Consider the following 23,401-nt stretch of genomic DNA (forward strand, 5'->3'; position numbering starts at 1 on the left):
GGTTAGAGCAAAGTATCACTGTCGATGGAGATCCTCGTGCCTTCTGTAACGTCAACCGAATCTTTTGACGTAGTACTAATCGGAGCCGGCGTCATGAGTGCCACGTTGGGCACCCTGATCAACCAGCTGGAGCCAACCTGGTCTATCGGTCTTTTCGAAAACCTGGACAAGGCCGGGCTGGAATCCTCCTCCCCGTGGAACAACGCAGGCACCGGCCACTCGGCACTGTGCGAGCTGAACTACACCGCCGCCAAGGCCGACGGATCCGTGGATCCCGCCAAGGCCATCGGAATCAACGAGCAGTTCCAGATCTCCCGCCAGTTCTACTCGTGGGCCGTCGAAAACAAGCGCGTCGCGGACAACTCGTTCATCAACGCCCTGCCGCACATGTCCTTTGTGATCGGCGATGACCACTCCAAGTACCTGAAGACCCGCTACGAGGCCCTGAAGCCGAACGCGCTGTTCGACGAACTGGAAATCACCAACGACCTGGACACCATCAACGAATGGACCCCGTTGGTCGCCAAGGGCCGCAAGGACTCGCAGAAGGTCGCCGCCTCCCGCGTTGTCTCCGGCACCGACGTCGACTTCGGCCGCCTCACCGCGGACCTGACCGACTCGCTGGGTGCTTCGGGAGCCTCCATCAACTTCGGCCACAAGGTCAAGAACATCAAGCGCGACGGTGCCGGCTGGGAGCTGACCGTCAAGGACAAGGCCTCGGGCGCGGTCAAGACCGTCAAGGCCAAGTTCGTTTTCGTCGGCGCCGGAGGCGGCGCGCTGCCGTTGCTGCAGAAGTCGGGCATCGACGAAATCAAGGGCTTCGGCGGCTTCCCGGTCTCCGGCCAGTTCCTGCGCTGCACCGATGAGACCATCATCAACCAGCACCACGCCAAGGTTTACGGCCAGGCGTCGGTCGGCGCCCCTCCGATGTCGGTTCCGCACCTGGACACCCGATTCGTCGACGGCAAGCGTTCGCTGATGTTCGGCCCGTACGCCGGCTTCTCCATGAACTTCCTGAAGTCCACCGGCCAGATGGACCTCCCGCTGTCCCTGCGTCCGCACAACATCATCCCGATGCTTGCCGTGGCCAAGGACAACATGGCGCTGACCAACTACCTGATCAAGGAAGTTCTCAAGTCCCGCGCCAAGAAGGACCTGTCGCTGGCGGAGTACTTCCCTGAGGCCGACGGTTCCAAGTGGGAACTGATCACCGCTGGCCAGCGCGTGCAGGTCATCAAGAAGGATGCCAAGAAGGGCGGCGTCCTGCAGTTCGGCACCGAGGTCATCACCTCCTCGGACGGCACGATCTCCGGCCTGCTGGGTGCTTCCCCAGGCGCATCGACCGCCACCCCGATCATGATCGGCCTGCTCTCGCGCTGCTTCCCGAAGCAGTTCGCCGGCTGGGAGTCGAAGCTGAAGGACATCGTTCCTTCCTACGGCCAGAAGCTGAACGAGAACCCGGCACTGTACGCCGAGGTCAAGGCAGCCACCGATAAGGCACTGGGACTGAACTAGTCCCAGTTGAGACCGATGGCCCGCACACCAACTGGTGTGCGGGCCTTCGTGATTCTTGTGCCTGACGGCCAGTGGTGTCGTCGCTATTGCCTGATGAGACTAGTCAACTAACAGTAGTAGTAGCTCTGGCCTCCGGGTAGATAGCAGCGGTTCGGTTCCTTGCCTGAGCTGGATCCGCCGTAGTCGTAATCGTAGTCGTATTCATCCCAGATCCATACTGCCGAACTCGTCCGGCTTGAGCTCTTGTAGCCGCTGCGCTTGCTTGTTACTTTGACCGTCAAGTCGCTGTACACATCGGCATATTTTGCCTTGTACTTCTTCTTCGTGGCGCCCTTGATCGGCGAGCCATCACGGTACCACTGGTAGGAATACGATGTGGCCTTCGGGGTCGACTTGCCCGGGTTGGCGGTCAGGGTCTTACCGTACGCAGCTTTTCCGGAAATCGTCGGCTTCGAAATCTTATTGAACGACGCTGCTGAGATCTTCTTCGCAGCAGTCGCATACTGTCCGTTGTCGTAGCCCTTGCGCTTGGCCACGACCCGGACGGAAATCTTCTTGCCGACATCTGCGGATGTCAACTTATACGTCTTCTTATTGGCGCCACTGATCTTCTTGCCGTTGCGATACCACGAATAGCTGTACGAAGTTGGAGTTTTGCTCCAAAGTCCGTTGGACACCTTGAGCGTCGAACCGAACTTCGCCGAGCCGCTCACTTTGGGTTTCTTCGAGACTTTTAAGAGCACCGGAGCGACGTTCGTCTTCTTGGTCTCGAACGAGCCGGATTTGAATCCAGAGCGTTTGGCCACGACCCGGACGGAAATCTTCTTGCCAACGTCCTTCGGGCTCAGTTTGTATGAGCTCTTGGTTGCACCGCTTATTTTTTTGCCGTTGCGGTACCAGGAATAGGAATACGATGACGGCTTTGCGTTCCAGGTGCCGTTACTGACTTTCAGCGTCTGGTTCTGCCTGAACGTGCCCGTGACTTTAGGTTTCGACTTTGCCGACAAGGTCGTCCCCGAGACAGTCACCTGGTTGCTCGCGGCTTGCCCTGTACCAAACCCTTTCCGTTTCGCTATGACGCGTACAGTGATCTTCTTGCCAACATCGTCAGGTGAAGATCTATATGTTGATTTGATCGCGTTCTTGATCGCCTTGCCGTTACGGTACCACTGATATGAGTAGGACGTTGGCTTGATTTTCCAAGTACCGGTGGTAGCAGTCAGCATTGAGTTCCAGCTCATTTTTCCTGTGACCCTTGGCGCCTCGGACGCTTCCAAGTTCCCACCGTAAACCGGATCGGTACTTTCTACCCAACTATTTACCCCAGAATAGGCTTCAGCATTGAGATTCATCGTTGCGTACATGCTTTTGCCCGCATCAGACGCGTTCAGCTTGTACGTGCGTTCATTGGCATTGGGGATTTTTTGCCCATCGCGGAACCACTGAATCTCTGACATCCAAACTGATGGGGCGTTGTACTTGCCATCCACGATCTTCACCGTGGAGCCAACTTTCAGCTCGCCAGAAATTTTAGGCCTTGCCAGTGCTTTCAGATCTCCTGAGTTCACGGTGAATGGCCAGAAGGTTTTTGTCACGTCCCAAGCGCCTGGTTTAGTGAACACCGCCAGAAGCTGGATCTCTTCGCCGTATTCACGAACGCTTAGCGTCAGGGATGGTTCCTTGGATATGACCACGCCATCGGAGACACGTATCCATGAATAGTCAACAGACGCTTCCCTATCGGAGTAGTACCATAACTTGATTGTGTCGCCCACACGACTACGTCCAGAGGACAGGACTGGTTCGTCGTCTCCGCTCGCCTTCACCGCGCAAGGTTTAACGAGCCTGTCAGAGCCATCGACGGTCAAAACTTTTTTCATGCCATCAGCAGTTGAAGAATACACCGTTACGGCAACATTGAGTTCTTTGCCTAGGTCGCCATTCGAAACCACATAGCGCTCATCAGTTTCATTGCGAATTGGTGCACCATTTCGATACCACTGGTATTTGAGTTCTGCCTCGAAATTGAGCTTCCAAAAAGCGAAATCCGAGATCTGCCCGGCTTGGACTGTTTCGTCCGGGCAGAAGTATCCTTCGGGATCCTTGTCCCCGATAAAGGTGGCTTGCGCTGTCTCCCCGACAGCAAACGCGACCGGCGGAATGCTATTTCCAACGATCAATCCGCACGCGACAGCCGTGGTCAACACTAGACGTGGAAGTTTTGCCAGAAATTCCCCCAAATTATTTCCCCATTTCAAAACGAGTGATTTATCGTTCGCGAAAATCGAACGATGGCGTCATTTTATCGTGAAGGACCTAAATGTTCTTTATATTTCATCAGGTCATCCAACGGTTCCCAGAAGGACATCAGCCCTCTTGGTTCTCGGCTCAACACACTTACATTGTGGCCCGGGCTCCACGATGAAACTTGCCGAAAATTGAATCTGCACTCAGCTACTGACTACATTCCCTTCACTCAAACAAAGGCAAATTCCCCAATTTGGCAGCAGCCATGCAGTCTGGATCCGCCGAACAGATCCTCCATTCGGATGATCTTCGGCTCAAACCCCCGTGGATTTTCGGTTGTTTTCGGCCAACGAACTAGAGTTAAGTTGATCCACCCCATTTCGCGACACCGCTAGGACCATACCCGCATGCAGCGCTTGGCCATCTTGTCTCTGAAAAACCGGGCGCTCATCGCGCTGGTCACGGTCTTTGCCGCCGTCTTCGGCGTCATCTCCATGAGTTCACTCAAGCAGGAGCTCATTCCCTCCCTCGAGTTCCCGCAGATCTCCGTCATGGCCACCCAGATGGGTGCGAGCCCCGAGGTCATCGACGAGCAGGTCGCCGGCCCGCTGGAGACTGCCCTGCAGGCGGTGGAGGGCCTTGAATCCTCGACCGCGACCTCGCAGACCGGATTCACCCGCATCTCGCTGATGCTGGAGTACGGCACGGACATGGACCGCGCCCGCTCCCAGGTGGACCGGGCGATCGCCAACGCCAAGTCGAGCCTGCCCGATGACGTGGAGCCCACGGCCTTCGCCGGCTCCATCGCGGACTTCCCGATCATGCAGATGGCGATCTCCTCCGATAAGTCGCTGGAGGCGCTGAACGACGACGTCGAGCGCATCATGCTGCCCAAGCTGCAGAAGATCGACGGGGTGCGCGAAGCCTCGGTCTCCGGGGGTTCCTCCCAGCACATCGCGGTCATCCCGGATGACGCGAAGCTGCGCGCTGAAGGCTTGACGGTCGCCGACCTGAAGGACGGCATCGAGAACGCCGGCTCCCCGATGCCCATCGGCACCATGGACGTGGACGGCCTGACCCTGCCGGTGATCGCCGGCTCCGCCCCGGATACGCTGGCCGCGATCAAGGAAATCCCGCTGCCGGCAGACAACGGCCCGGTGCTGCTGCAGGATGTCGCCAAGGTGTCGGTCCAGGCCGATGCGGCCACCAGCATCACCCGCACCAACGGCGCGGAAACCCTCTCGGTGGCGATCACCAAAACCCCGGACGGGGACACCGTGGCCCTGTCCCACCAGATCACCGGCATGCTCGACGAGCTGCAGGCGGAGCTGGGCTCCAACGCCAAGATCACCACCATCTTCGACCAGGCCCCGTTCATCGAGTCCTCCATCGAGTCGCTGACCACCGAGGGCGCGCTGGGCCTGGGCTTCGCGGTGCTGGTCATCCTGGTCTTCCTCTTCTCCATCCGTTCCACCCTGGTCACCGCGATCTCCATCCCGCTGTCCCTGATGGTCACCTTCATCGGCATGAACGCCGGCGGCTACACGCTGAACATGCTGACCCTGGGCGCGCTGACCATCTCAATCGGCCGCGTGGTGGACGACTCCATCGTGGTCATCGAGAACATCAAGCGCCACCTGGCGCACGGCGAATCCAAGTCGCAGGCGATCCTGCTGGCCGTCAAGGAAGTCGCCGGGGCCATCACCGCCGCGACGCTGACCACCGTGGCGGTCTTCCTGCCCATCGCGCTGGTCGGAGGCCTGGCCGGCGAGCTGTTCCGCCCGTTCGCAATGACCATGACCATCGCGCTGCTGGCCTCGCTGATCGTATCGCTGACCATCGTGCCGGTGCTGGCCTACTGGTTCCTGCCGCACCGCCCGGGCAGCGCCGCCACCCACACCGTGCACCTGGCCGAGGACAAGTCCTGGATGCAGCGCGCCTACGCCCCGGTGCTGCGCGGAACGCAGAAGCACCCGGTCATCACGCTGCTGGCCTCCGTGCTGATCCTGGCCGGCACCGTGGCGATGACCCCGCTGCTGCAGACCAACCTGCTGGGCAACACCGGCGAGAACTCGATCTCCATCACCCAGAAGATGGCCCCGGGCACCTCGCTGGACGCCACCCGCAAGCAGGCCGAGAAGGTCGAGGCCGTGCTGCGCGAGACCGAGGGCATCACCGACGTGCAGATGACCGTGGGCTCGGCCAGCGGCTTCGCGGCGATGTTCTCCTCCGGCTCGGACACCGCGAACTTCACCGCGATCACCGACTCCGACGCGGACCAGCTGGCGCTGACCGACACCGTGCGCGCCGAGCTGGATCAGCTGGCCCTGCCCAAGGACTCGACCCTGAGCTTCTCCGGCAGCTCCGGCGGCATGATGTCCTCCGACGTCACCGTCGAGGTCAAGGCCCCGAACGAGGACATCCTGCGCGAGGCCACCGCCGCGGTGCGCTCCGCCATGGAAGGCACCGAGCACGTCACCCAGCTCAGCGACAACCTCTCCGCGATGCGCGAGCAGGTCAGCATCGACATCGACGCCACGAAGGCCGCCGCGGCCGGGCTGACCGAAACCGAGCTGTCCGGCATCGTCGCCTCCCAGGTCTCCCCCGTGCCGGCCGGCACGCTGCGCCTGGAATTCACCGACATGCAGGTGCTGATCGGCGAGGGGCTGGATCTGACCTCGCTGAAGGAGCTGCAGGAACTGCCGATCCCGACCGCCACCGGGGTCAAGCAGCTGCAGGACCTGGCCACGGTTGAACGCGCCGACGTGGTCCGCCAGGTCACCACCTCCAACGGCCAGCGCATCGCCACGGTGTCGCTCGCCCCGCAGGAGAACATGCTCGGCTCGGTTTCCAAGCAGGTCACCGAACGCCTGGCCGGCGTGGAACTGCCCGAGGGCGCGACCGCGGAGATCGGCGGCGCGGCCACCGAGCAGGCCGAGTCCTTCAACCAGCTCTACCTGGCGCTGCTGGCGGCCGTGGCGATCGTCTACGTGATCATGGTGGCGACCTTCAAGTCGCTGGTCCAGCCGCTGATCCTGCTGGTCTCCATCCCGTTCGCCGCCACCGGCGCGATCGGCCTGCTGCTGGCCACCGGCATCCCGCTGGGCCTGCCGTCGCTGATCGGCATGCTGATGCTGGTGGGCATCGTGGTCACCAACGCGATCGTGCTGATCGACCTGATCAACCAGTACCGGCATGCCACCCCGGAAAGGGAGGCGATGAACCTGCAGGATGCGATCACGCACGGCGCCCGCCAGCGCCTGCGCCCGATCCTGATGACCGCGCTGGCCACCATCTTCGCGCTGGTCCCGATGGGACTGGGCATCACCGGGCAGTCCGGCTTCATCTCGCAGCCGCTGGCCGTGGTGGTCATCGGCGGCCTGGTCTCCTCCACCCTGCTGACCCTGGTGCTGGTTCCGGTGCTCTACCACCTGGTCGAGTCCCGCAAGGAGCGCACCGCGGACCGCCGCGCCGCCCGCCGCCACGCGCAGAACCAGGCCACCTCGGCCGAGGACCTGGCCGTGGCCATGGACGGCGCCACCGCGCGGATCACCGCGGTGGCCGGGGACGGCGAGTCCGGCCAGCTAAGCGTGGCTGCCAAGAGCGCCAAGCCCGGCAAGCAGGCCAAGGCCCCGAAGCAGCCGAAGAAGCAGTCGGGCGCGGAAACCGTTCCCGCACCGAAGCCCGCCTCCGAAGCGGCCCGCGACAGCGGCCGGATCGTGAACCCGGCGACCGGCCAGCTGCCGATCTCCCGCAAGGAACGCAAGGAGTTCGAGCAGATGCTGCGCGCATCCACGCAGGACCAGCCGGATTCCGGAGATCCCGGCGCTTCCGGGGAACCGAGCACGGGCCGCTAGACAGCAGCTACGGCACGCAGAAGCCGGGGCGGGTGCATCGTTTGATGCTCCCGCCCCGGCTTTGCTGTGCTGCAGCCTTGAGCCTAGCTGACCTGGCTCCCCGCCTTGTCGACCCGGCGGTGGAAGCGCATGCCCGCCAGCCCGCCGAGCACGGCACCCAGCAAGGCCACCGCAGCGACGACCACCAGGGCGATGATTCCCGCCGCACTCAGCGTGCCCTCATTCACCGGAATCCTCGGGAAGCTGTTGACCTGCGCCAGCACGTTGTACTGGCTGCCGCCGATCCAGCCCAGCAGGGCGACAACAGCGGAAATGACCAGCGCCCACAGCCAGACCGCCACACCCTGCCGGGCTCCGTGGAAGCGGGCCATCCGTCCCGCCACGTAGCCTCCGCAGTAGTAGGAGACCAGGACGATGGCGGCCAGCACGATGACCCCGAGCATGCCCACGGTCTGCGGATCCTGGTTTAGGCTCTGGGCCACCTCGTCCGGGTTGGTTCCGGTGCTGACCCCGACCGCCGCCCCGGCTGCTGCCACCAGGGCGGTGAGCACCACACCCATGCCGGTGGCGCTCAGCCAGCCGAAGAAGGCTGAACCGATCTTCATCCCGCCGTACAGGTGCCTTTCCCGTTCCACCGCGGCATTCCAGCCACGCGGTGACTCCTGCGTTCCGGTCCGGTCCGAGTGTGGCACAGTCTCCGGCTCGTACCGTTCGCTGCCCGCGAGATTCCGCCCTTCGGCCGCGTCCCGGTCCCGGGGTTGGCTCTCATCGTGATCTGCCGGCATGCGGTGCGCGGGCTCCGACGCGCCTTCGCCGCGCGGATCGTTTCCTGCACTGGTGCTCATGATTCCTCCTAGCTGACTTGGCCTGTGCCGTCGCCCTGCGGCAGGCGGCCCGGGCTAGATCCCGTCATCCCGGGACCGGTCGCGGTTGACCGGATCCACGCGTCCGGAATCCCCCTCGGTTTCCACTTCTTCCTTGCGCAACCGCTCGGTCACCTGCTCATCCTCGGTGACCGTCTCGGTGCCCAACCTGACCTTCTCCACCGGAACAGCTTCCTTCTCCACGACCGGGCGTTCGGCATGCAGGGTGACTTCTTCTTCCTGCTCGCCAAGCTCCGGCTCGCCGGCCGCGTCACCGGCCAGCGGCTCACGTTCCACCCGGACCTCCTCGTGGCTCACCGGAACCGTGGTCGTGACGTCCTCGGTGACCACGTATTTGCGCAGCCTGACGCGTCCGGTCTCCACCGACTCGGTTCCGACACGCAGCTGTTCCTCGGAGCGGGTCATGGACTGGTCTGCGCCTTGGCCGTCCAATGGCTTGTCCTGTCCGCGAACCGGGTCCAGCTCGTCCTCGACGCCCGCGTTATCGCCCGGCGCCAGGGTGCCGAGCCCGCCGTCCAATGGACCGGCGGCGGTGCGGTCGACGCCGGACTCTCGATCCATTCCCGTGCCGCGGTCTGCTTCGATTCCCTCCGGTGCCGTGGCATCGTAGGCGCGGTTGTAATAGCGGTAGAGTTCCTGTTCATCGGCCGGGCTCAAATGCCCGTCCTCATCGTCGATGCGCGGCGCGCCCTTGACCGTCTGCTTGTCGAACGGCACGATCACGGTGTCGCCGTCCATCCTGGCCTCATCCAGCGGGACGAAGCTCTCGGAAAGCCCGAATAGCCCCGTGCGCACGGTAACCCACTGTGGTTCTCCGGTCTGGTCGTCCAGGAAGACCTGGCCGAACTTGCCGATCTTCTCCCCGTCGGCTCCTACGACCGTTCCGTCGTGGTGCAGCAATGCGTCGATCTGGTGCTTGTCAATCATGGTTTCGTTCCTCCCGTTGCGGTATTCGGTAGTTCGATATTCCGGACAGCGTTGGCTTCCCGGATGATCCTGCGCCTTGCCGGGCGTGACGTCGTACCATCGATCCATCCGGTGCCACGGATTGCGCAGCACGCCGGAGCGTGGATAACTCGCACTTGGGACATCATTGATGCCCTGCGCGGCCGTGTTCCCTTCAGCAGGAATCGCCGGCAGGCACGACTATTGCACCCTGCGTTCTGGCCGAAGCCGCTCTCTTGCATCCGCATGGACGATGCCTTGGCAACGACTGTGAACTTATGAATCTTCTGCCATCGCCGCCGGTTTGGTGCCATATTGGCCGTTTGTTCTCGGCCGTTGGCTTCAGGCATCGCGGCGGAAGAATCGTGCCGTCTCGGTGCCCAGCAGCACTGCCGCCGAGGCGATGATGAGCAAGAGGGCGGTGCTTGGGCCGTTATGCCCGGTCGCACCGGTAGCCATGAAGGTGGCGGCGTTGCCGAAAGGTGGCGGATCAGCTCCTGTTCCCGATTGAGGCGCAACAGCTGCAGGGTCTACGGCAGCCCGACCTCCAGCATCAGCATCACGACGATCGCACTGGCGGAGTTTCGGATCAGTGGCTCCGGCCCGCTGGCCATCAGGCCCAACAGAACCAGATATCCCCGTCACCCAGCGTCGAGGTGACCCGATCGCCAACGGTGAAAACGCCGAGGCGTTGAACGCTCAACGCCGCCGGGGCGGTGCCCAGCGCGATCGCCAGCATCCCGCCGAGGAATCCGGGCGCCACCACCACGAGCGGCTTGGCGGCCAGAAGGACACCATGCCGCGGCATCGCCTGCGGCATGGAGCCGATCTGCTTCGACGAGTATTCGCCGGTCAGGTGCAGCACCACGCCAGCGGCGAACAGTAGTTGGCCGAACTTCAAGGTCGCGAACAGCAACAGCAGGGCGGGCATTGCGCTGTCGTAGCCGTTCTCACGGCTAACCTTGCCCCTCGCGCCCAGCAGCTAGCCCAGCGCCATGGTGGCAAGAATTTCGGCGACGAACAACCCGGTCAGCGAGCGCAGAGACAGGAACTTTGAGGTTTTGGCCTGGGTCGCCCGCCCTAGCTACGCCAGGGTATTCATTGGGATCGCATCGTTTCTTCTGGTTGGACGGCGTATGCGACCGCGTTGCTGGTCAGTTAGGTGTAGATCGATTCAAGCGAGGTGCCGGCAGAGCTCCGCTCGTGCAGTTCGATACCGTTGCGGAAGGCTTGAGCTAAGCATCGTCAGGGTAGCCCCGACGACCTACAACCAGTCGCCGGATCCGGTCATAGCCTTGTAGCCGCGGCCGCGTGCCAGCTCGGCGAGCCGTGAGCCTACGGGAACTTTACGAAGATCTGCGCGCGGCTGTGGGCATCGAGCAGCTGCACCGTAAGTGCCTGGGTAATCAACTTGCCGCGCCCGATCAGGATCAGCTAGTCGGCGACCTGCTACACCTCGCTCATTAGGTGGTCGGAGAAGAACACCGTGCTGTTTGGGCCGGCTCGCCCGCGCATCAGGTCGCGGATCCAGCGGATACCTTCCACGTACAGGCTTCTAATGAGACTGGCAAACCCCCGACGGCGGCTGCGAATTTGACAGTGAAAGATCTAACACAGATCCATCAAGGCTGCCAGAATCATAGGTAGGATCCGGTTCGGCTACTCTCATACATGACGGAACTGCGGACGTGTTCAAGATGCAGACATTGCCTAGCTCTAAGAGTCTTTCCAATATCCGACTAATAACCGCTAGGTCCCAATCCGACAATTGGCGGCCATTCCTCCTTCCAGAATCCCATCCGAGATTTGGCTAGGTAGCCATTGAACGGTGCAGTGCTGTCCCTAGAATTAGTAGCATTCTTCCATCCTCCTACCGCTGCCCACAGCACCGCGATAGCTGCGGGATGAAGTTGTGGGCCCCCGAAATTAGTGGAAACGTGGCCTGCCTCATGCAGTTAGCGTAAACTCAGCCCCACACTCTTCAACCAGCTCATGCTGGCCGTGCAGCAGTTGCTCAAATTCCACCGGAGGAACCATCCTCAGGCTTGAATGCAGCCGGTGGCGGTTATAGAAATCCCCGATCCACCAGGCGACTTTCCGCTTCGCTTCCATCCGGCTCGGCCACCGGTAGCGGTCATAGAATTCGCTCTTCAACGTCGACCAGAATGACTCGCTCATTGCGTTGTCCCAGCATTAACCGGCTAATATTTGCTTAGTTTGAGCCATAACCGGCTAATCTTCCTGCTTCAACGCGGGGTGGTGTGCGGCCGGCCTTCAAGGCGCCGGAGGCGTTCTTCCTGAGTGCGGACCCGTGCAGCTAACGCCTCGAGCTGGACCCGGAGCCGATGGACCTCGGAAACAAGGTTCGTTTCCGCATGCAGGCGGGTTTCGGCAATGCGCTGGTTGATGAGTTCACGAGCCTGGGCATTGCGGTAGAGACTCGACCGGGGAATACCCGCCAAGGCGGCAACGGCGACGATACTGATCCGGGCACCCTGTCCAGCAAGCTCCCGCAGGGCCATCTCAATCCGGTCATCCAGCAACTCGGGGCTCATGCCGTGCCTGCCTCACCGATCAGCAGATCCAACTGGGCCACCAACGCTTCGTGTCTGCGCGCTTCGCTGTCCCAGCCACGGCCCCGGGCATCCTGAGCCAGCAAGGCGGCATCCTTGCGCTGGGCTTGGAGCACTGGGAGGTTGCTGTTCTCGGTACGGAAGCTGGGGCAGTGCTCGCAAATATTCGCATATGGGCAAGCTTCCTGAGCCGGGGCCCGCAGGCAGTAGCCACCCGCCAGCCGTGATTTGATAGTCGGTGTCGCACGCCAGTCACCACTAGTGACGCTGGCGATCGGCAGCAGCGTCCTTCCCGTTCCGGTGGTGGTGCCGATGCGGGTCTTGGCCAAATCCAGCGCACGCTCATATTCGGTGCGGACGGTCGAATCGAACAGCGAGGCATAACGCAGGCTCATCTCTGCTGAGACATGCCCCAGCAGGCTCATCAAGGCCTGCAACGTGACGCCGGCGTTGATCAGAGCCGTGGCATAGGTATGGCGTAGTTGGTGAGTGGTCACGTGACCGAGCCCGGCGCTGGCTGCGGCACGGTCCAGTTCCGCCCTCAGCCCGTTGACCTGCAACCGTTGCCCATAATGAGTGAAAAGGAACTGCACGGGTTTCCCGGTCACCGGGTGGGTGAGGGCCTGCCCTGGGGACCGGGTGGCGATGATCCGGTCCAGCAACGCCAAGCTGTCTTCGTCTAGAGGCACCATGCGTTCGGTCTTCATCTTGCCCAAGGGGACTTTCAGCCAGGCCCCATTGCCAGCTAACTGGTGGACGCAGTCCATTTCCAGGTCCAACAGCTCACCAATCCGCAGGCCGCACGCTCGTTGCAGCAACAAGGCGTCGGCTGCCAAACGGTTGGGCGATTCCAGCAAGGCGCGGGCCAGCATTCGGTCGCTGTCCGGCGGCAGGTAGCGCGGCAACGGCCTGGGCAAGCGCGGGACGTCGGAGCGGAACAGCAGCTGCCTGGACGGGGCGTCGGGCCATCCCCATTCGGTGATTTCCCGCAAGAAGTTCGAGACGGCATGGATCCTACGGGCCTGCTCCGCAGGCGAGAGGATGCCCCCGGACTTGGTGTTCGGCGCCCGGCTCAACGCGATCAGGTACGGCTCGATATGCTGGCACCGCTCCAAACCCTCAGGTCCAGAAAGTTCCGGGTCCAACGTGGTGACATAGGCACCGAAATGCGCCAGTCGAGTCGCCAGCGAAGATACCGTGTGGGGCACGCAGGTCACGGTTTTGCGGTCCAGATACCGCACCAACGCTTCTGCTAGAGGCCCCTGGACCGTGTCCATCCGCTGGGTGAAGGTAGCGCGAGTGTCTGGTTTCGGTGGCGGTTCGGGCATGAGCTCGGCATGGAACAAGACCCTGCGCACGTCGTTGTTGAGCCTCAGGTAAGGATGCGCGGAACGGCCTGTGCGGTGCTCCCGCGCCCGGCAGGCGGCCTTCGAACTCCTCCAGGTCACCGGCCTGCACCGCGGCGAGCGGAGCGCCGGTGTGAAGCAGCATCCGGGCGACAACGCCGGTGGTCATCGCCCGGCTGACCCGCTCGCTGAAGCCCAGAGTGCTGGCCTTGTCCAGGAAGAAGAGCAGGTCAGCTTCTAATGCTTGGCCCGTGCAGGCGCTGAGAATGTTGGTGAGTTTGGTTTCCAGAAGATACCCGTAGTCCCCATGCAACCTGCCGCTGAGCATCAAGAAGAAGATAAACCCCGTCGTGTGTTTTTTTGGTTTCTGTGCGCTGTGCCAGTGGTTCGTCCAACCAGTCTTCGGGCTGCGGCCAGCGGGCCATGAAGGTTCTCGCCCCGGAAAATGCCGGCTTGGAACCGTGCCCGCGCGCGGCCAGATAGTCCCTGTATGCGTCCACGTCGTGGGTGGGGTCTTCAGCTGGTGGATTGCTGGCGCTTGCGAGCTGCATCGTATTAGACTTTCACGTGGGCGGGCGCCAGATGGATGTATCGGGCGGTGGTGTTGACGTGGGCATGGCCCAACAGCTCGCGCATCACGGCTAAGTCGACTCCGGCCTCGGCCAATGAGCTGCCGAAGGTGTGGCGCAGCGCGTGCGGGTGGGCCTCGGCAGCTCCGGAGATTTCCCGGTGGTAACGGAAAATGGTCCGTAGCCCGGCCGGGGTCAGCGGGTGGCCGCGGGTCTTGCCCTTGGCGACCACGAAGAGATTCCGGCTGGATGATTCGGGCCGCTCAACCAGCAGGTAGGTTTGGATGGTTGCGGCGACGTCGGTGTCCAGGGGGATGCGGCGTTCCTTGGAGCCCTTGCCGTGCACCAGCAGCCAGCGGGCGCCGATATCGATATCTGAGACTTCCAAGCCCAGAACCTCTCCGGCACGTAGCCCGCAATAAAGCATCAGCCCGGCCATGGCCCGGTCCCGCCAGGACTTCAGGTCTTGGAAGAGCGCCACGACTTCGTCGTGCTCCAGGGCGCGAGGCAGTTTGCGGGGCTCACGTAGCCGCAGGGCAGAGCGGGGCTGGGGTCGGGCCAGATGTCCGAGCAGCCCGGAGCGGTGCTCCGGTCCGTGCCAGCGGGCTTCGGCGCCTCGGGGAACCGGGTTTTTCACGGTGGGATCGCGCATCACCATGAACGTGAAAAGACCCGAGACGGCAGCCAGACGCCGGTTCACGGTGGCCGGGGCATAGCCGTCGGCTCGCTGGCCTTGCAAAGTCACAACATTAGGGCCAGGGCGGCCCGGAACCGTGGCATGCCGGCAGGCGGTGAGGTAACGCAGCATCACCTCGGTACTCACCTCGGGGAGGCTGAGGCCTTCGGTGGTGAGCCAGCGGCAGAAGGCCAGCAGGTCGAAGCCGTAGGCCCGCACCGTTGCTGGCGAGTAGTTCCGGTCAGTCAGATAGCCAAGGTAGTCGTTGACCGTGATGAACGCGGATGAACCAGTTCCGGCGATCATCCATGTTTCGCCGGAGGCCTCCAACCGCAGTTCCGGGTCTGTCTCCATGGGACAAGAGAATCCGCCTCGTTCTGCTGAAAGTCAAGGATTATCGACGGGTTTCCGGGGGTGAATAATTGATTTAGCCGGTTAACGGGGATGCCCCGACCCGGCCCATCGAACCGATCAGCCCGTGACGTTCCAGCGTTTGAGTGAATTTCCTGGACCGGAACTGGCTGCCGCGGTCACTGTGGACCTTGACTCCACGTGGGTAGCCACGGTGCGCAACTGCCATTTCCACGGCATTGACGGCCAGATGGGCCTTCATCCGCGAATCCATTGAATAGCCAACGATCCGGTTACTGAACACGTCTTTGATCGCACACAGGTACAGCTTTCCTTCGCTCGTGTGGTGCGAGGGCGTTATCGGTCAGCCACAGCTGGTTAGGCTGCTCGGCGGTGAAGTTCCGCTGCACCAGGTCATCATGCACCGGTGGACCAGCTGGTGAGTACTTACGCTGGCGTTTGCTGATCACTGAGCGGATCCCTGCCTTGCGACATAACCGCCAGACCCTGCGCTCGGAAACTTGGTATCCGGCGTCTTCCAGATCATCGGCCAGCACACGGTACCCGCCCTCTGGATCTTCCTCGTGAAGCTCATGCAGCTTGCCGATCAGCTCCTGCTCTTCGATTTCCCGGGCAGAGACAGGGTTCTTCAGCCACTTGTAGTACGCCTGGGTGCTGAACCCAAGTACCCGGCACGTCACCGCCACTTCGAATATGTTTCCTGCCTGTTTTGGCGGCTAGTTCTTGGACGAGCGGGCCCATTATTTTGGGGAACGAATATGCGGCTGGGAGAGGTAGGCTGCGGCCTTGCGCAGCACTTCGTTCTCCATTTCTAATTCGCGGATGCGTTTGAGCGCTTGGGACATTTCTTTGCGTTCGTCAGCATCAGAGGCTGGGGTCATTCCGTGGGATTGGTAGCCGGCATCGCGGACCCAAGTTTGCAGCGCTGTTTTGGATACTCCCAGATCCGCAGCGACTTGCTTCTGAGAAATCCCCGACTCTACGAGAGCGACGGCGTCCTTCTTGAATTCTTCGGTGAAGATTCTTGGCATGGTTTTTGTTCCTTCGTTTGAGCATAACCATAGCTGGGTTATGCGGTCGAAGTGTCAACCAAACCTTCAGCAGACCCCAATGCCGCCATCCGTGTCCGGGCGAACTCATCCTTTAACGCGTGCATCAGTTCGAACCGTTCGACCGATATTGCTTCGACGCGAAGAAATACGCTGCTTTTCCCAAGAAACGATGGTCCTCCCGCAGCTCGAAGACTTCCTTGTCCAAGCGCTTGAGTTCCTCGCGTTCGGACTCATCCAGCGCCCCGGTCGGCTCACCGTCCAAGCCTCGGCAGGAGCGCTCCTTCTTCACCCAAGTGCCCAGCGTTTGCTCACCGATGTTCAACTCCTTGGTGACCGCGCTGATGCTGCGCGCGGTACCGATGACCAGGCCAGCGGCTTCCTTGCGGTACTCCTCGGTGAAGGACCAGCGTTGCTTTTTCATGTTGCTCACTAGTGACATCCTCTCAAAAACTGGGATCGGCTGATCCCGCTTATTCGAGTGCATCTTCTATATCTGTCAAGCCGTGATCGATGACAAATTAGCAGTCTCAAGAATGTTGTAGATTCGACGAGCAAGATACCTCTTGATGCACCGGCGGATCTCCTTGACTGTTTTGCCCTCGGCGGTGCGTTTCTCGACGTAGGCCTTGGTCTCCTCGACATGGGCCATCCGCACCATCGCGGCGGTGTGCAGGGCCTTATTCAGTCGCCGGTCCCCACGGCGGTTCAACAGATCCCGGATGGTGTTCCCCAAGGATGCCGGGAGAGGATTCACGCCCGCCAGGGACGCGAGCGCGGCTTCGGAGCGCAGCCTGCCGGGGTGCGACTACGCGGCCACGCAGACCGCGGCTACCACCGGCCCCACACCCTTCAACTCGAACAGCTCCTTGCCTTCGCTGAGCTTGACCAACGAAGTCATCTCGGAGGTGTTGTCCTTGATCTGCGCGTCCAGCTCGCCGATACGTTGGGCCAATCGCACGGCTTCGGCGCGGGCGATCCTCAGCTCGATGGCCTCGTCCCGGGTGCGCCATGCGGCGACCTGCAGGATCTGGGCATTGCTCAAGGGTTTGCGAGCGTCGATGCCCAGCAGGGTGACGCGTAGCAGCGCGGTCAGCGCATTGACGTAACGGGTGCGCTCGGTTCCGAACATGTCTCCCGGGCGGTGGCCAGCACGCGCAGGCCGGCCCGGGCACCGTCATTGATCCGCGGGATACGCAGCTTGTGGACCTCGATGGGCAGCACGGCGGTGGCCATGCGCTGGGCGTCCAGAGGATCGGTCTTGCCCATGCCGCGTCCGATTTTCTGGTAGCCGGATGGCGCCCCGGCGACCGCGTATGCGGCCTCGGTGACGGCGCCGGCGAGCACGGCCCCGTAGGAGGCGGCTCCTTCAATGACCCACAAAGTGATGGCGTCCGCTCCGGTGCGGCGCCCGGCCCAGGTGATGGCGCATTTGATGCCTGCCGCGGTGGTGGGGAAGTCGCGGGTTTCGATGTGCTCACCGCTATTGGCGAGGATGGCGTAGACGTGCTTTTTCGCGTGGGTGTCCACGCCGATGATGTGGGAGTATGTTTTGGCGACGCTCTGCGAGACGATGGACATGCGGCTGGAGTGATTTTTCATTTTTCACGGATGGGAGATGCGGCCGGGTGCGGCCGGTACCAGTCCGGGAGAGAAGTCACCGTCGGAGCAACACCGCGATGGGTCACGCCCCTTTTGGGGTGGACAGTCTTCTGATCAGGCTACCGTGGTGGGCCGGGCAGGCGCCGGCCGCCCACCGCTGAGAGCAGACGATTCACCCGAATGACACCGTGAGGGTCATGTCCACTATGAGTCATGCTCTCGGCCGTGGGAGGCCCGGTTCCTACCTTGCCAGCTGATCCCAGACCAGCCATTACAAGACTCACAGTCCACTAATTCAGGCTAACCCCAGTTGCCAGTCACGGGCGCCACCGGCGAGGCTTCCCACCGGCGAGGAGCTCAATGCTGGAAGCACTAGTCACGGTTTTCCCCATCCGGTTCCTAACAACATTTGGGAGCAAACTCAAGATCAACACGCGCTGCTGACTCCGGCATAGAGATCGGGAGTCAGTGATTTATGATTACCCATGAATTCGCGCTGCCGGAAACTGGACAAATTTCTACGCAGTGCTTCTTCTCACCCATAATAGCTAGACCCTATGGTGCGCTTTGGTTTCAATGCATCCATAATCCATGCCTACGAGGACGGACATCAGGAGCACCAGTTGGCGTAGAAAATCATCCCTGTGTGGTGCCTAAGCTCATCATAACTATCCGAACGAGGTCTCGAATATCGCTTTGACGAATGCCGCATTCTCGTAGATGACATGGCGTAGCCAGTCGATCACAGGAAGGTCAGTCGGCGAGGCGATCACTTCAACATCGACAGTGGATGGTAATACGTGTTCGAAGATAAATTTTGAGCGAAAAACATGGTAGCGGTTGGTGACTACGGTAATCGATTCCCATCCTCGTTCTTCCACCAACTTTTTTACGCTTAGGGCCTCACCATACGTACTATCGATCTCTGGTGTAAAGCAATGGATATCATCGCGAGTGGCATTACGGCAATTTAGGTCTTCCAATAAGGCCCATTCGGGCTTGACTATCCCATAGCTCAAGCGCGAAGGAAACCACGAAATGGCAAGTTCGTCGGCCTCGCCGGCCGAATATAAATGAAACGCTGTCGGTAAGCGGGAATCACCCGGAGCTAGTGAAATCACAGCATCGGCATGTCTCTCAGTTCCCGGAGTAGGCGCAAGGACCTTGCTAGTTACCAACGCTACCCATATGAAAAGGGAAGCAGTAAGAAAAAGAACGATCAGCATGCTGGACCGGATTCTGCGATGCTTACCGTCACGACCGGAATAGGTCCTAAGGGTCAATCTCATGTCGCCTTCGTAATTGGATAGAAAGTCGAATCACCCATCACAGATATTTTCGCGCCTTGATACACACCTCGCCGCTGCATGAGAACTAGGAAGACTACAGAGACTCAACAAAGCCCTGTAGTTTGCGAAAGACAAAAAATTTTACCACGCATCGGACAGACGATACTAATAAGTGCCCTTAGATCGCCCCTAACTCGTGCTTATAACGATCTACCAGCTGGCCAAAGCGTTGCTCAGAGTTGCAAGACAGAGCGGCTATTCGCTGCTTCAAGTGCCGATTCAACGACCAGAAGGGTACGTTGCCCCTGTTCCATGGTCACAATGTCAGACGGTCTGCCAAGGACAGCGTCGCGGAAGTTCTCGTGTTCAACGCGTAATGGTTCGCGTTTAGGGTATGAATACCGAGTGACATCGCCTTCCGAGACACCGCGGAAAGACGAAACCGTATCCCACTCCAGAGGAATGGTGCCGTTGGCATAGAATGTCAAGTCACCTGTAGCGGTATCCGCAACGAAGGCACCCTTCTCGCCGGTAACTACGGTGAGACGCTCTTTCATTGGGCTGAGCCAATTCACCAAGTTATTGACGATCACGCCTGATTGGGTGCGACCGGTAATAGCAATCATGTCTTCATGAGCACGTCCACTCTTGAAGGCCGTTTGAGCGAATACATATTCATATTCGGACTGCACCACCCAAGCCGTAAGGTCGACATCATGTGATGCCAAGTCCTTGGCTACTCCTACATCCGAAATCCGGGAGGGGAAAGGTCCTTGTCGTCGAGTTTGGATCTGATAGAGCGCGCCTAATTCACCGCGCTCGATCCGGCGACGTAGTTCCTGCAACGCAGGGTTGAACCGCTCAATGTGTCCGACTGCGCCGACCAGCCCCGCATCCCGGAATGCGTCCACCATTCGTTGACCCGCCTCCAGTGAATGCGCGATTGGCTTTTCCACTAGCGTGTGCACACCGGCCGCACCAAGCTGTAGGGCCGCCTTCTCGTGGAAAGCGGTCGGTACCGCGACTACCGCAATGTCAATACCAACTGCAATCAGGGCGTCGGTATCTGGCAGAATCTTCAAGCCCCCGGCAACTCCATGGGGATCCCCACCTGGGTCAGCAATTGCGACGAGCTCTACCCCTTCAACCTCCCGTAAAACTCGGGCATGGTGACGGCCCATCATGCCCACTCCAAGTAGGCCAGCGCGAAGCACCATCGTCAGGCACCCGCCTTCGCCAGAGTATTAACGGCACAGACAATGCGATCCAGATCCTCCTGTGTAAGCGATGGATGCACCGGAAGGGACAGTACCTCGCGGGCTGCTTTCTCCGTCTCAGGCAAATGTAGATTATTCGCGTAAGAAGTAAGAGAAGGTAAACGATGGTTAGGGATCGGATAATACACCCCCGCACCCACGTTGTATTCGTTTTTGAGCGCCGCGACAAACCCGTCCCTGTCCTCAGGCACACGGATAGTGTATTGATGATAGACATGCTCCGCGCCGTCAATCACCGGAGGCACTGTCACACCATCTAGGCTCGCATCCAAGTAAGCCGCATTAGCTTGACGCGTCTTCGTCCATGCATCAACTTTAGTCAATTGAACCCGCCCGATCGCAGCATGGATGTCAGTCATCCGCGCATTGAACCCGATAATCTCGTTCTCGTACTGACGTTCCATCCCCTGATTGCGCAACAGCCGAAGCTTTCGAGCGACCTCGTCGGAAGCCGCGGTAACCATTCCGCCCTCACCACTGGTCATGTTCTTTGTTGGATACAAACTGAACATTGCGAATTCTCCAAATGAACCCACTGGCCGACCATCCAGCATAGCTCCATGCGCCTGCGCGGCATCCTCGTAGATGGCGATGTCATGTTTCTTCGCAATCGGTTCCAATTCTCGCATTCGTGCCGGATGGCCATATAGGTGAACCGGCATGACTCCCCGGGTCCTTGGAGTGATGGCCGCAGCGACCGCGACCGGATCCATGGTAAAGGTGTCGGGCTCAATATCGACAAACACTGGCGTTGCCCCGGTCAATGCCACCGAATTCCCTGTAGCAGCGAAAGTAAAGGATGGAACGATAACTTCATCCCCTGGCCCAACCCCAGCCGCGAGCAGTCCCAGATGCAATCCAGCCGTACCGGAGTTCACTGCCACTGAGGGTCTGCCCGGTACGAAATGTGCGGAGAATTCATTTTCGAAGGCGGCGACTTCCGGTCCCTGCGCCACCATGCCGGAGCGCATCACCCGGTCAACCGCCATACGTTCATCGTCACCGATAATAGGTTTTGCAGGGACAATGAACTCGCTCATGCGTTCTCCTTGGTCAATGTAGTTTCTGTTTCCATATAGCGTTCTTTGGTTACTGGGCAGATCCAGATCCCTGGTTTCTCTCCAGCTATGAGGGGCTGACCCGCCTCACCGACCCAACCCAATTGTCGTGCTGGCACGCCGGCCACCAACGCATAGGCTGGCACGTCCTTTACAACCACCGCACCCGCAGCGACAGTTGCCCAAGGCCCGATAGTCACCGGAGCAACGCAGGTAGCACGTGCACCGATCGACGCACCACGCTCGATAGTGACTCCAACCGGTTCCCAATCATCGGCAGTCTTAATAGTTCCGTTGGCGTTGATGGCCCGTGGATAGGTGTCATTCGTTAGCACTACGGCTGGACCTACGAAGACGCCGTCGGCGAGTCGAGCAGGCTCGTAAAGAAGAGCATAGTTCTGCACCTTGCAGTTGTCTCCCATTACTACACCCGTACCCACGTAAGCACCGCGACCAATGATGCAGTTTGCACCCAGTCGCGCGTCTTCGCGCACTTGAGCCAAGTGCCAAATACTTGTCCCTGCGCCAAGCAGGGCATCAGCGGATACATCGGCAGAATCGACGATTCGAACGGAGGAGGGATGATTTGCGATAGCGGATTCCATTCAGGAAAAGGTCGGGCGTAATTTGTTGTCTATGCTTTAGCACTCATCGGCACGGATCCGGTACCGACGACGATTCGCGGGGTCCCGGCCCATCGGTCAGCATCGGTCGTGTTGCGTCCATCGACTAGGAGTTTGATGCCCGGCAACTGCGATGGCATCAGGTCGCGGTAGTCTGCATGATCGGTCTGCAGGATGGCAAGATCTACTTCATCACCAGTAACATACGGATCAAAACCAAGTCGTCTTAGTTCCTTATCACTGTAGAGAGGATCCTGGACGCTGACTATCGCACCAAGATCACGTAGCGCATCAACTGTGGGGAATACGCCGGAGAACGCGGTCTCTTTGACGCCACCTCTGTAAGATGCACCAAGTACCACAGCCCGCTGGCCTTTCAACGTCCCGAGGACACCCTCGGCTTGCTTCACCAGGCGTTCAGGCATCGAGGCGTTCAACAACCGCGCAGTGCGGACGATGTCAGCATTCGGATCCGTGGCAAGGTACAGCCGTGGGTATACGGGGATACAGTGCCCGCCCACGGCGATACCTGGCCGATGTATATGGCTGTACGGTTGCGAATTGCACGCCTCAATGACCTGATAGACGTCAATCCCCTGCTCGGCGGCGAACAGCCCGAACTGGTTGGCGAGGCCGATGTTAACGTCTCGGTAGGTTGTTTCAGCAAGCTTCGCCATCTCGGATGCTTCTGCGGTGCCAAGATCCCAGACCCCGTTCGGACGCCCTAGCTCAGGACGTTCGTCAAACTGCAGCACCGCTTCGTAAAACTCCCGACCAATGCGGCAGCCGTCTGCCGACAGCCCGCCAATAAGTTTCGGATACTTGCGAAGATCCTCGAATACGCGCCCAGTGAGCACTCGTTCAGGGGAGAATACCAGGTGGAAGTCCTTCCCCTCTTTCAAGCCTGAACCTGTCTCAAGCATCGGCTTCCATCGTCCGCGGGTCGTGCCAACCGGCAGCGTCGTTTCGTAGGAAACCAGAGTTCCCGGCGTGAGATGTTCAGCCAAGGAGCGCGTCGCTGCATCCATCCACGTAAAATCCGGCTCCCAGGTGGCGTCATCGACAAACAGAGGGACCACGACAACCACGACGTCCGCGTTCGGAATAGCTTCGGCATAATCCGTAGTCGCACGTAGACGCTCCGGCACCAAAGCACTCAACTTCTCCTGCAGGAAAGCCTCACCAGGGAACGGCTCCTTACCGGCATTGACTAAATCAACTGTCTGCGGATTGAGATCCACGCCGATCACGTCATGACCGGAATCGGCGAACTGGACGGCAAGTGGAAGCCCGATTTTACCTAGGGCGATTACGGCGATATGCATGGACTTCATCATATAGGAGCACAGCCCTAACTCTTTCAGCGGCTGATCGTTTCCCGCGCTCGAAAAAATTCAAAGCGAACCTTTTCGCAGTTTACATATACCCGCATCCCCTTAATTTTCACCCAAAGCGGCTCTTCAGGATTGAGAGTGTAATCGCGGTCTAAACCCGCCAGTCTCCAGCAACGACCGTGCGA

At 60.3% G+C, this 23,401-nt stretch carries 14 protein-coding genes and 4 pseudogenes; 2 read left to right on the forward strand and 16 right to left on the reverse strand.

Going from position 1 to position 23,401, the window contains the following annotated elements; genetic code table 11:
• Positions 1–24 precede the first annotated feature (24 nt).
• Positions 25–1,515, forward strand: coding sequence for a malate:quinone oxidoreductase (locus tag IEY43_RS07260; protein ID WP_188947935.1), 1,491 nt, complete (start codon positions 25–27; stop codon positions 1,513–1,515).
• 107 nt (positions 1,516–1,622) lie between these two features.
• Here IEY43_RS07260 and IEY43_RS07265 read toward each other — a convergent pair whose 3' ends face one another.
• Positions 1,623–3,722 (reverse strand): hypothetical protein, encoded by a 2,100-nt coding sequence (locus tag IEY43_RS07265; protein ID WP_188947936.1) that lies wholly within the window; start codon positions 3,720–3,722, stop codon positions 1,623–1,625.
• Positions 3,723–4,169: 447 nt separating this feature from the next.
• Here IEY43_RS07265 and IEY43_RS07270 point away from each other — a divergent pair, with 447 nt between their 5' ends.
• Positions 4,170–7,619 carry an efflux RND transporter permease subunit gene (locus IEY43_RS07270; RefSeq protein ID WP_188947937.1) on the forward strand — a complete coding sequence of 1,150 codons (3,450 nt, stop codon included), beginning with the start codon at positions 4,170–4,172 and terminating at the stop codon, positions 7,617–7,619.
• 83 nt (positions 7,620–7,702) lie between these two features.
• On the opposite strand, the gene IEY43_RS07275 is transcribed toward IEY43_RS07270, so the two are convergent.
• From IEY43_RS07275 to IEY43_RS07345, 15 genes and pseudogenes are all read right to left on the reverse strand, one after another.
• Positions 7,703–8,464 (reverse strand): hypothetical protein, encoded by a 762-nt coding sequence (locus IEY43_RS07275; RefSeq protein ID WP_188947938.1) that lies wholly within the window; start codon positions 8,462–8,464, stop codon positions 7,703–7,705.
• Between the two features lie 54 nt (positions 8,465–8,518).
• On the reverse strand, positions 8,519–9,430 hold the full coding sequence (locus IEY43_RS07280; protein WP_188947939.1) for a DUF2382 domain-containing protein: 912 nt from the start codon (positions 9,428–9,430) through the stop codon (positions 8,519–8,521).
• A gap of 631 nt (positions 9,431–10,061) precedes the next feature.
• Positions 10,062–10,379 carry a hypothetical protein gene (locus IEY43_RS07285; RefSeq protein WP_188947940.1) on the reverse strand — a complete coding sequence of 106 codons (318 nt, stop codon included), beginning with the start codon at positions 10,377–10,379 and terminating at the stop codon, positions 10,062–10,064.
• Positions 10,380–11,395: 1,016 nt separating this feature from the next.
• A pseudogene (locus IEY43_RS07290) lies at positions 11,396–11,641 on the reverse strand (integrase core domain-containing protein); the annotation flags it as partial.
• 53 nt (positions 11,642–11,694) lie between these two features.
• Positions 11,695–12,003: a hypothetical protein gene (locus IEY43_RS07295; RefSeq protein WP_188947941.1), complete on the reverse strand. Its 309-nt coding sequence runs from the start codon at positions 12,001–12,003 to the stop codon at positions 11,695–11,697.
• Positions 12,000–13,298 carry a tyrosine-type recombinase/integrase gene (locus IEY43_RS07300; protein WP_188947942.1) on the reverse strand — a complete coding sequence of 433 codons (1,299 nt, stop codon included), beginning with the start codon at positions 13,296–13,298 and terminating at the stop codon, positions 12,000–12,002. Before IEY43_RS07300 ends, IEY43_RS07295 begins: the two co-directional genes overlap by 4 nt.
• Before the next feature lie 624 nt (positions 13,299–13,922).
• Positions 13,923–14,966: a tyrosine-type recombinase/integrase gene (locus IEY43_RS07305; protein WP_188947943.1), complete on the reverse strand. Its 1,044-nt coding sequence runs from the start codon at positions 14,964–14,966 to the stop codon at positions 13,923–13,925.
• A gap of 88 nt (positions 14,967–15,054) precedes the next feature.
• A pseudogene (locus IEY43_RS07310) lies at positions 15,055–16,015 on the reverse strand (IS3 family transposase); the annotation flags it as partial.
• Positions 16,016–16,092: 77 nt separating this feature from the next.
• Positions 16,093–16,466 (reverse strand): annotated as a pseudogene (locus IEY43_RS07315) (transposase); the annotation flags it as partial.
• Between the two features lie 66 nt (positions 16,467–16,532).
• A pseudogene (locus IEY43_RS07320) lies at positions 16,533–17,614 on the reverse strand (IS110 family RNA-guided transposase).
• A gap of 689 nt (positions 17,615–18,303) precedes the next feature.
• Positions 18,304–18,861, reverse strand: a complete 558-nt coding sequence (locus IEY43_RS07325; RefSeq protein WP_188947944.1) for a YdcF family protein — start codon at positions 18,859–18,861, stop codon at positions 18,304–18,306.
• A gap of 296 nt (positions 18,862–19,157) precedes the next feature.
• Positions 19,158–20,141, reverse strand: coding sequence for a Gfo/Idh/MocA family protein (locus IEY43_RS07330; RefSeq protein ID WP_188947945.1), 984 nt, complete (start codon positions 20,139–20,141; stop codon positions 19,158–19,160).
• A gap of 2 nt (positions 20,142–20,143) precedes the next feature.
• A complete protein-coding gene (locus IEY43_RS07335; protein ID WP_188947946.1) occupies positions 20,144–21,241 on the reverse strand; it encodes a DegT/DnrJ/EryC1/StrS family aminotransferase in 1,098 nt (365 codons plus the stop codon).
• On the reverse strand, positions 21,238–21,864 hold the full coding sequence (locus tag IEY43_RS07340; RefSeq protein WP_188947947.1) for an acyltransferase: 627 nt from the start codon (positions 21,862–21,864) through the stop codon (positions 21,238–21,240). Before IEY43_RS07340 ends, IEY43_RS07335 begins: the two co-directional genes overlap by 4 nt.
• Positions 21,865–21,893: 29 nt before the next feature.
• Entirely contained in the window at positions 21,894–23,207 is a 1,314-nt protein-coding gene (locus IEY43_RS07345) for a nucleotide sugar dehydrogenase (RefSeq protein ID WP_188947948.1), read from the reverse strand.
• Positions 23,208–23,401: the final 194 nt, after the last annotated feature.

Origin of the sequence: Glutamicibacter protophormiae (assembly GCF_014647495.1) — a bacterium.
In the GTDB taxonomy this organism is placed as follows: Bacteria; Actinomycetota; Actinomycetes; order Actinomycetales; family Micrococcaceae; genus Glutamicibacter; species Glutamicibacter protophormiae.

Coding starts and splice junctions, on each gene's coding strand:
- IEY43_RS07330 (WP_188947945.1), bottom strand. CDS start 20,141: ATGGTGCTTCGCGCTGGCCTACTTGGAGTGGGCATGATGGGCCGTCAC.
- IEY43_RS07295 (WP_188947941.1), bottom strand. CDS start 12,003: ATGAGCCCCGAGTTGCTGGATGACCGGATTGAGATGGCCCTGCGGGAG.
- IEY43_RS07280 (WP_188947939.1), bottom strand. CDS start 9,430: ATGATTGACAAGCACCAGATCGACGCATTGCTGCACCACGACGGAACG.
- IEY43_RS07325 (WP_188947944.1), bottom strand. CDS start 18,861: ATGCTGATCGTTCTTTTTCTTACTGCTTCCCTTTTCATATGGGTAGCG.
- IEY43_RS07270 (WP_188947937.1), top strand. CDS start 4,170: ATGCAGCGCTTGGCCATCTTGTCTCTGAAAAACCGGGCGCTCATCGCG.
- IEY43_RS07300 (WP_188947942.1), bottom strand. CDS start 13,298: ATGGACACGGTCCAGGGGCCTCTAGCAGAAGCGTTGGTGCGGTATCTG.
- IEY43_RS07335 (WP_188947946.1), bottom strand. CDS start 21,241: ATGAGCGAGTTCATTGTCCCTGCAAAACCTATTATCGGTGACGATGAA.
- IEY43_RS07305 (WP_188947943.1), bottom strand. CDS start 14,966: ATGGAGACAGACCCGGAACTGCGGTTGGAGGCCTCCGGCGAAACATGG.
- IEY43_RS07260 (WP_188947935.1), top strand. CDS start 25: ATGGAGATCCTCGTGCCTTCTGTAACGTCAACCGAATCTTTTGACGTA.
- IEY43_RS07275 (WP_188947938.1), bottom strand. CDS start 8,464: ATGAGCACCAGTGCAGGAAACGATCCGCGCGGCGAAGGCGCGTCGGAG.
- IEY43_RS07345 (WP_188947948.1), bottom strand. CDS start 23,207: ATGCATATCGCCGTAATCGCCCTAGGTAAAATCGGGCTTCCACTTGCC.
- IEY43_RS07285 (WP_188947940.1), bottom strand. CDS start 10,379: ATGCCCGCCCTGCTGTTGCTGTTCGCGACCTTGAAGTTCGGCCAACTA.
- IEY43_RS07340 (WP_188947947.1), bottom strand. CDS start 21,864: ATGGAATCCGCTATCGCAAATCATCCCTCCTCCGTTCGAATCGTCGAT.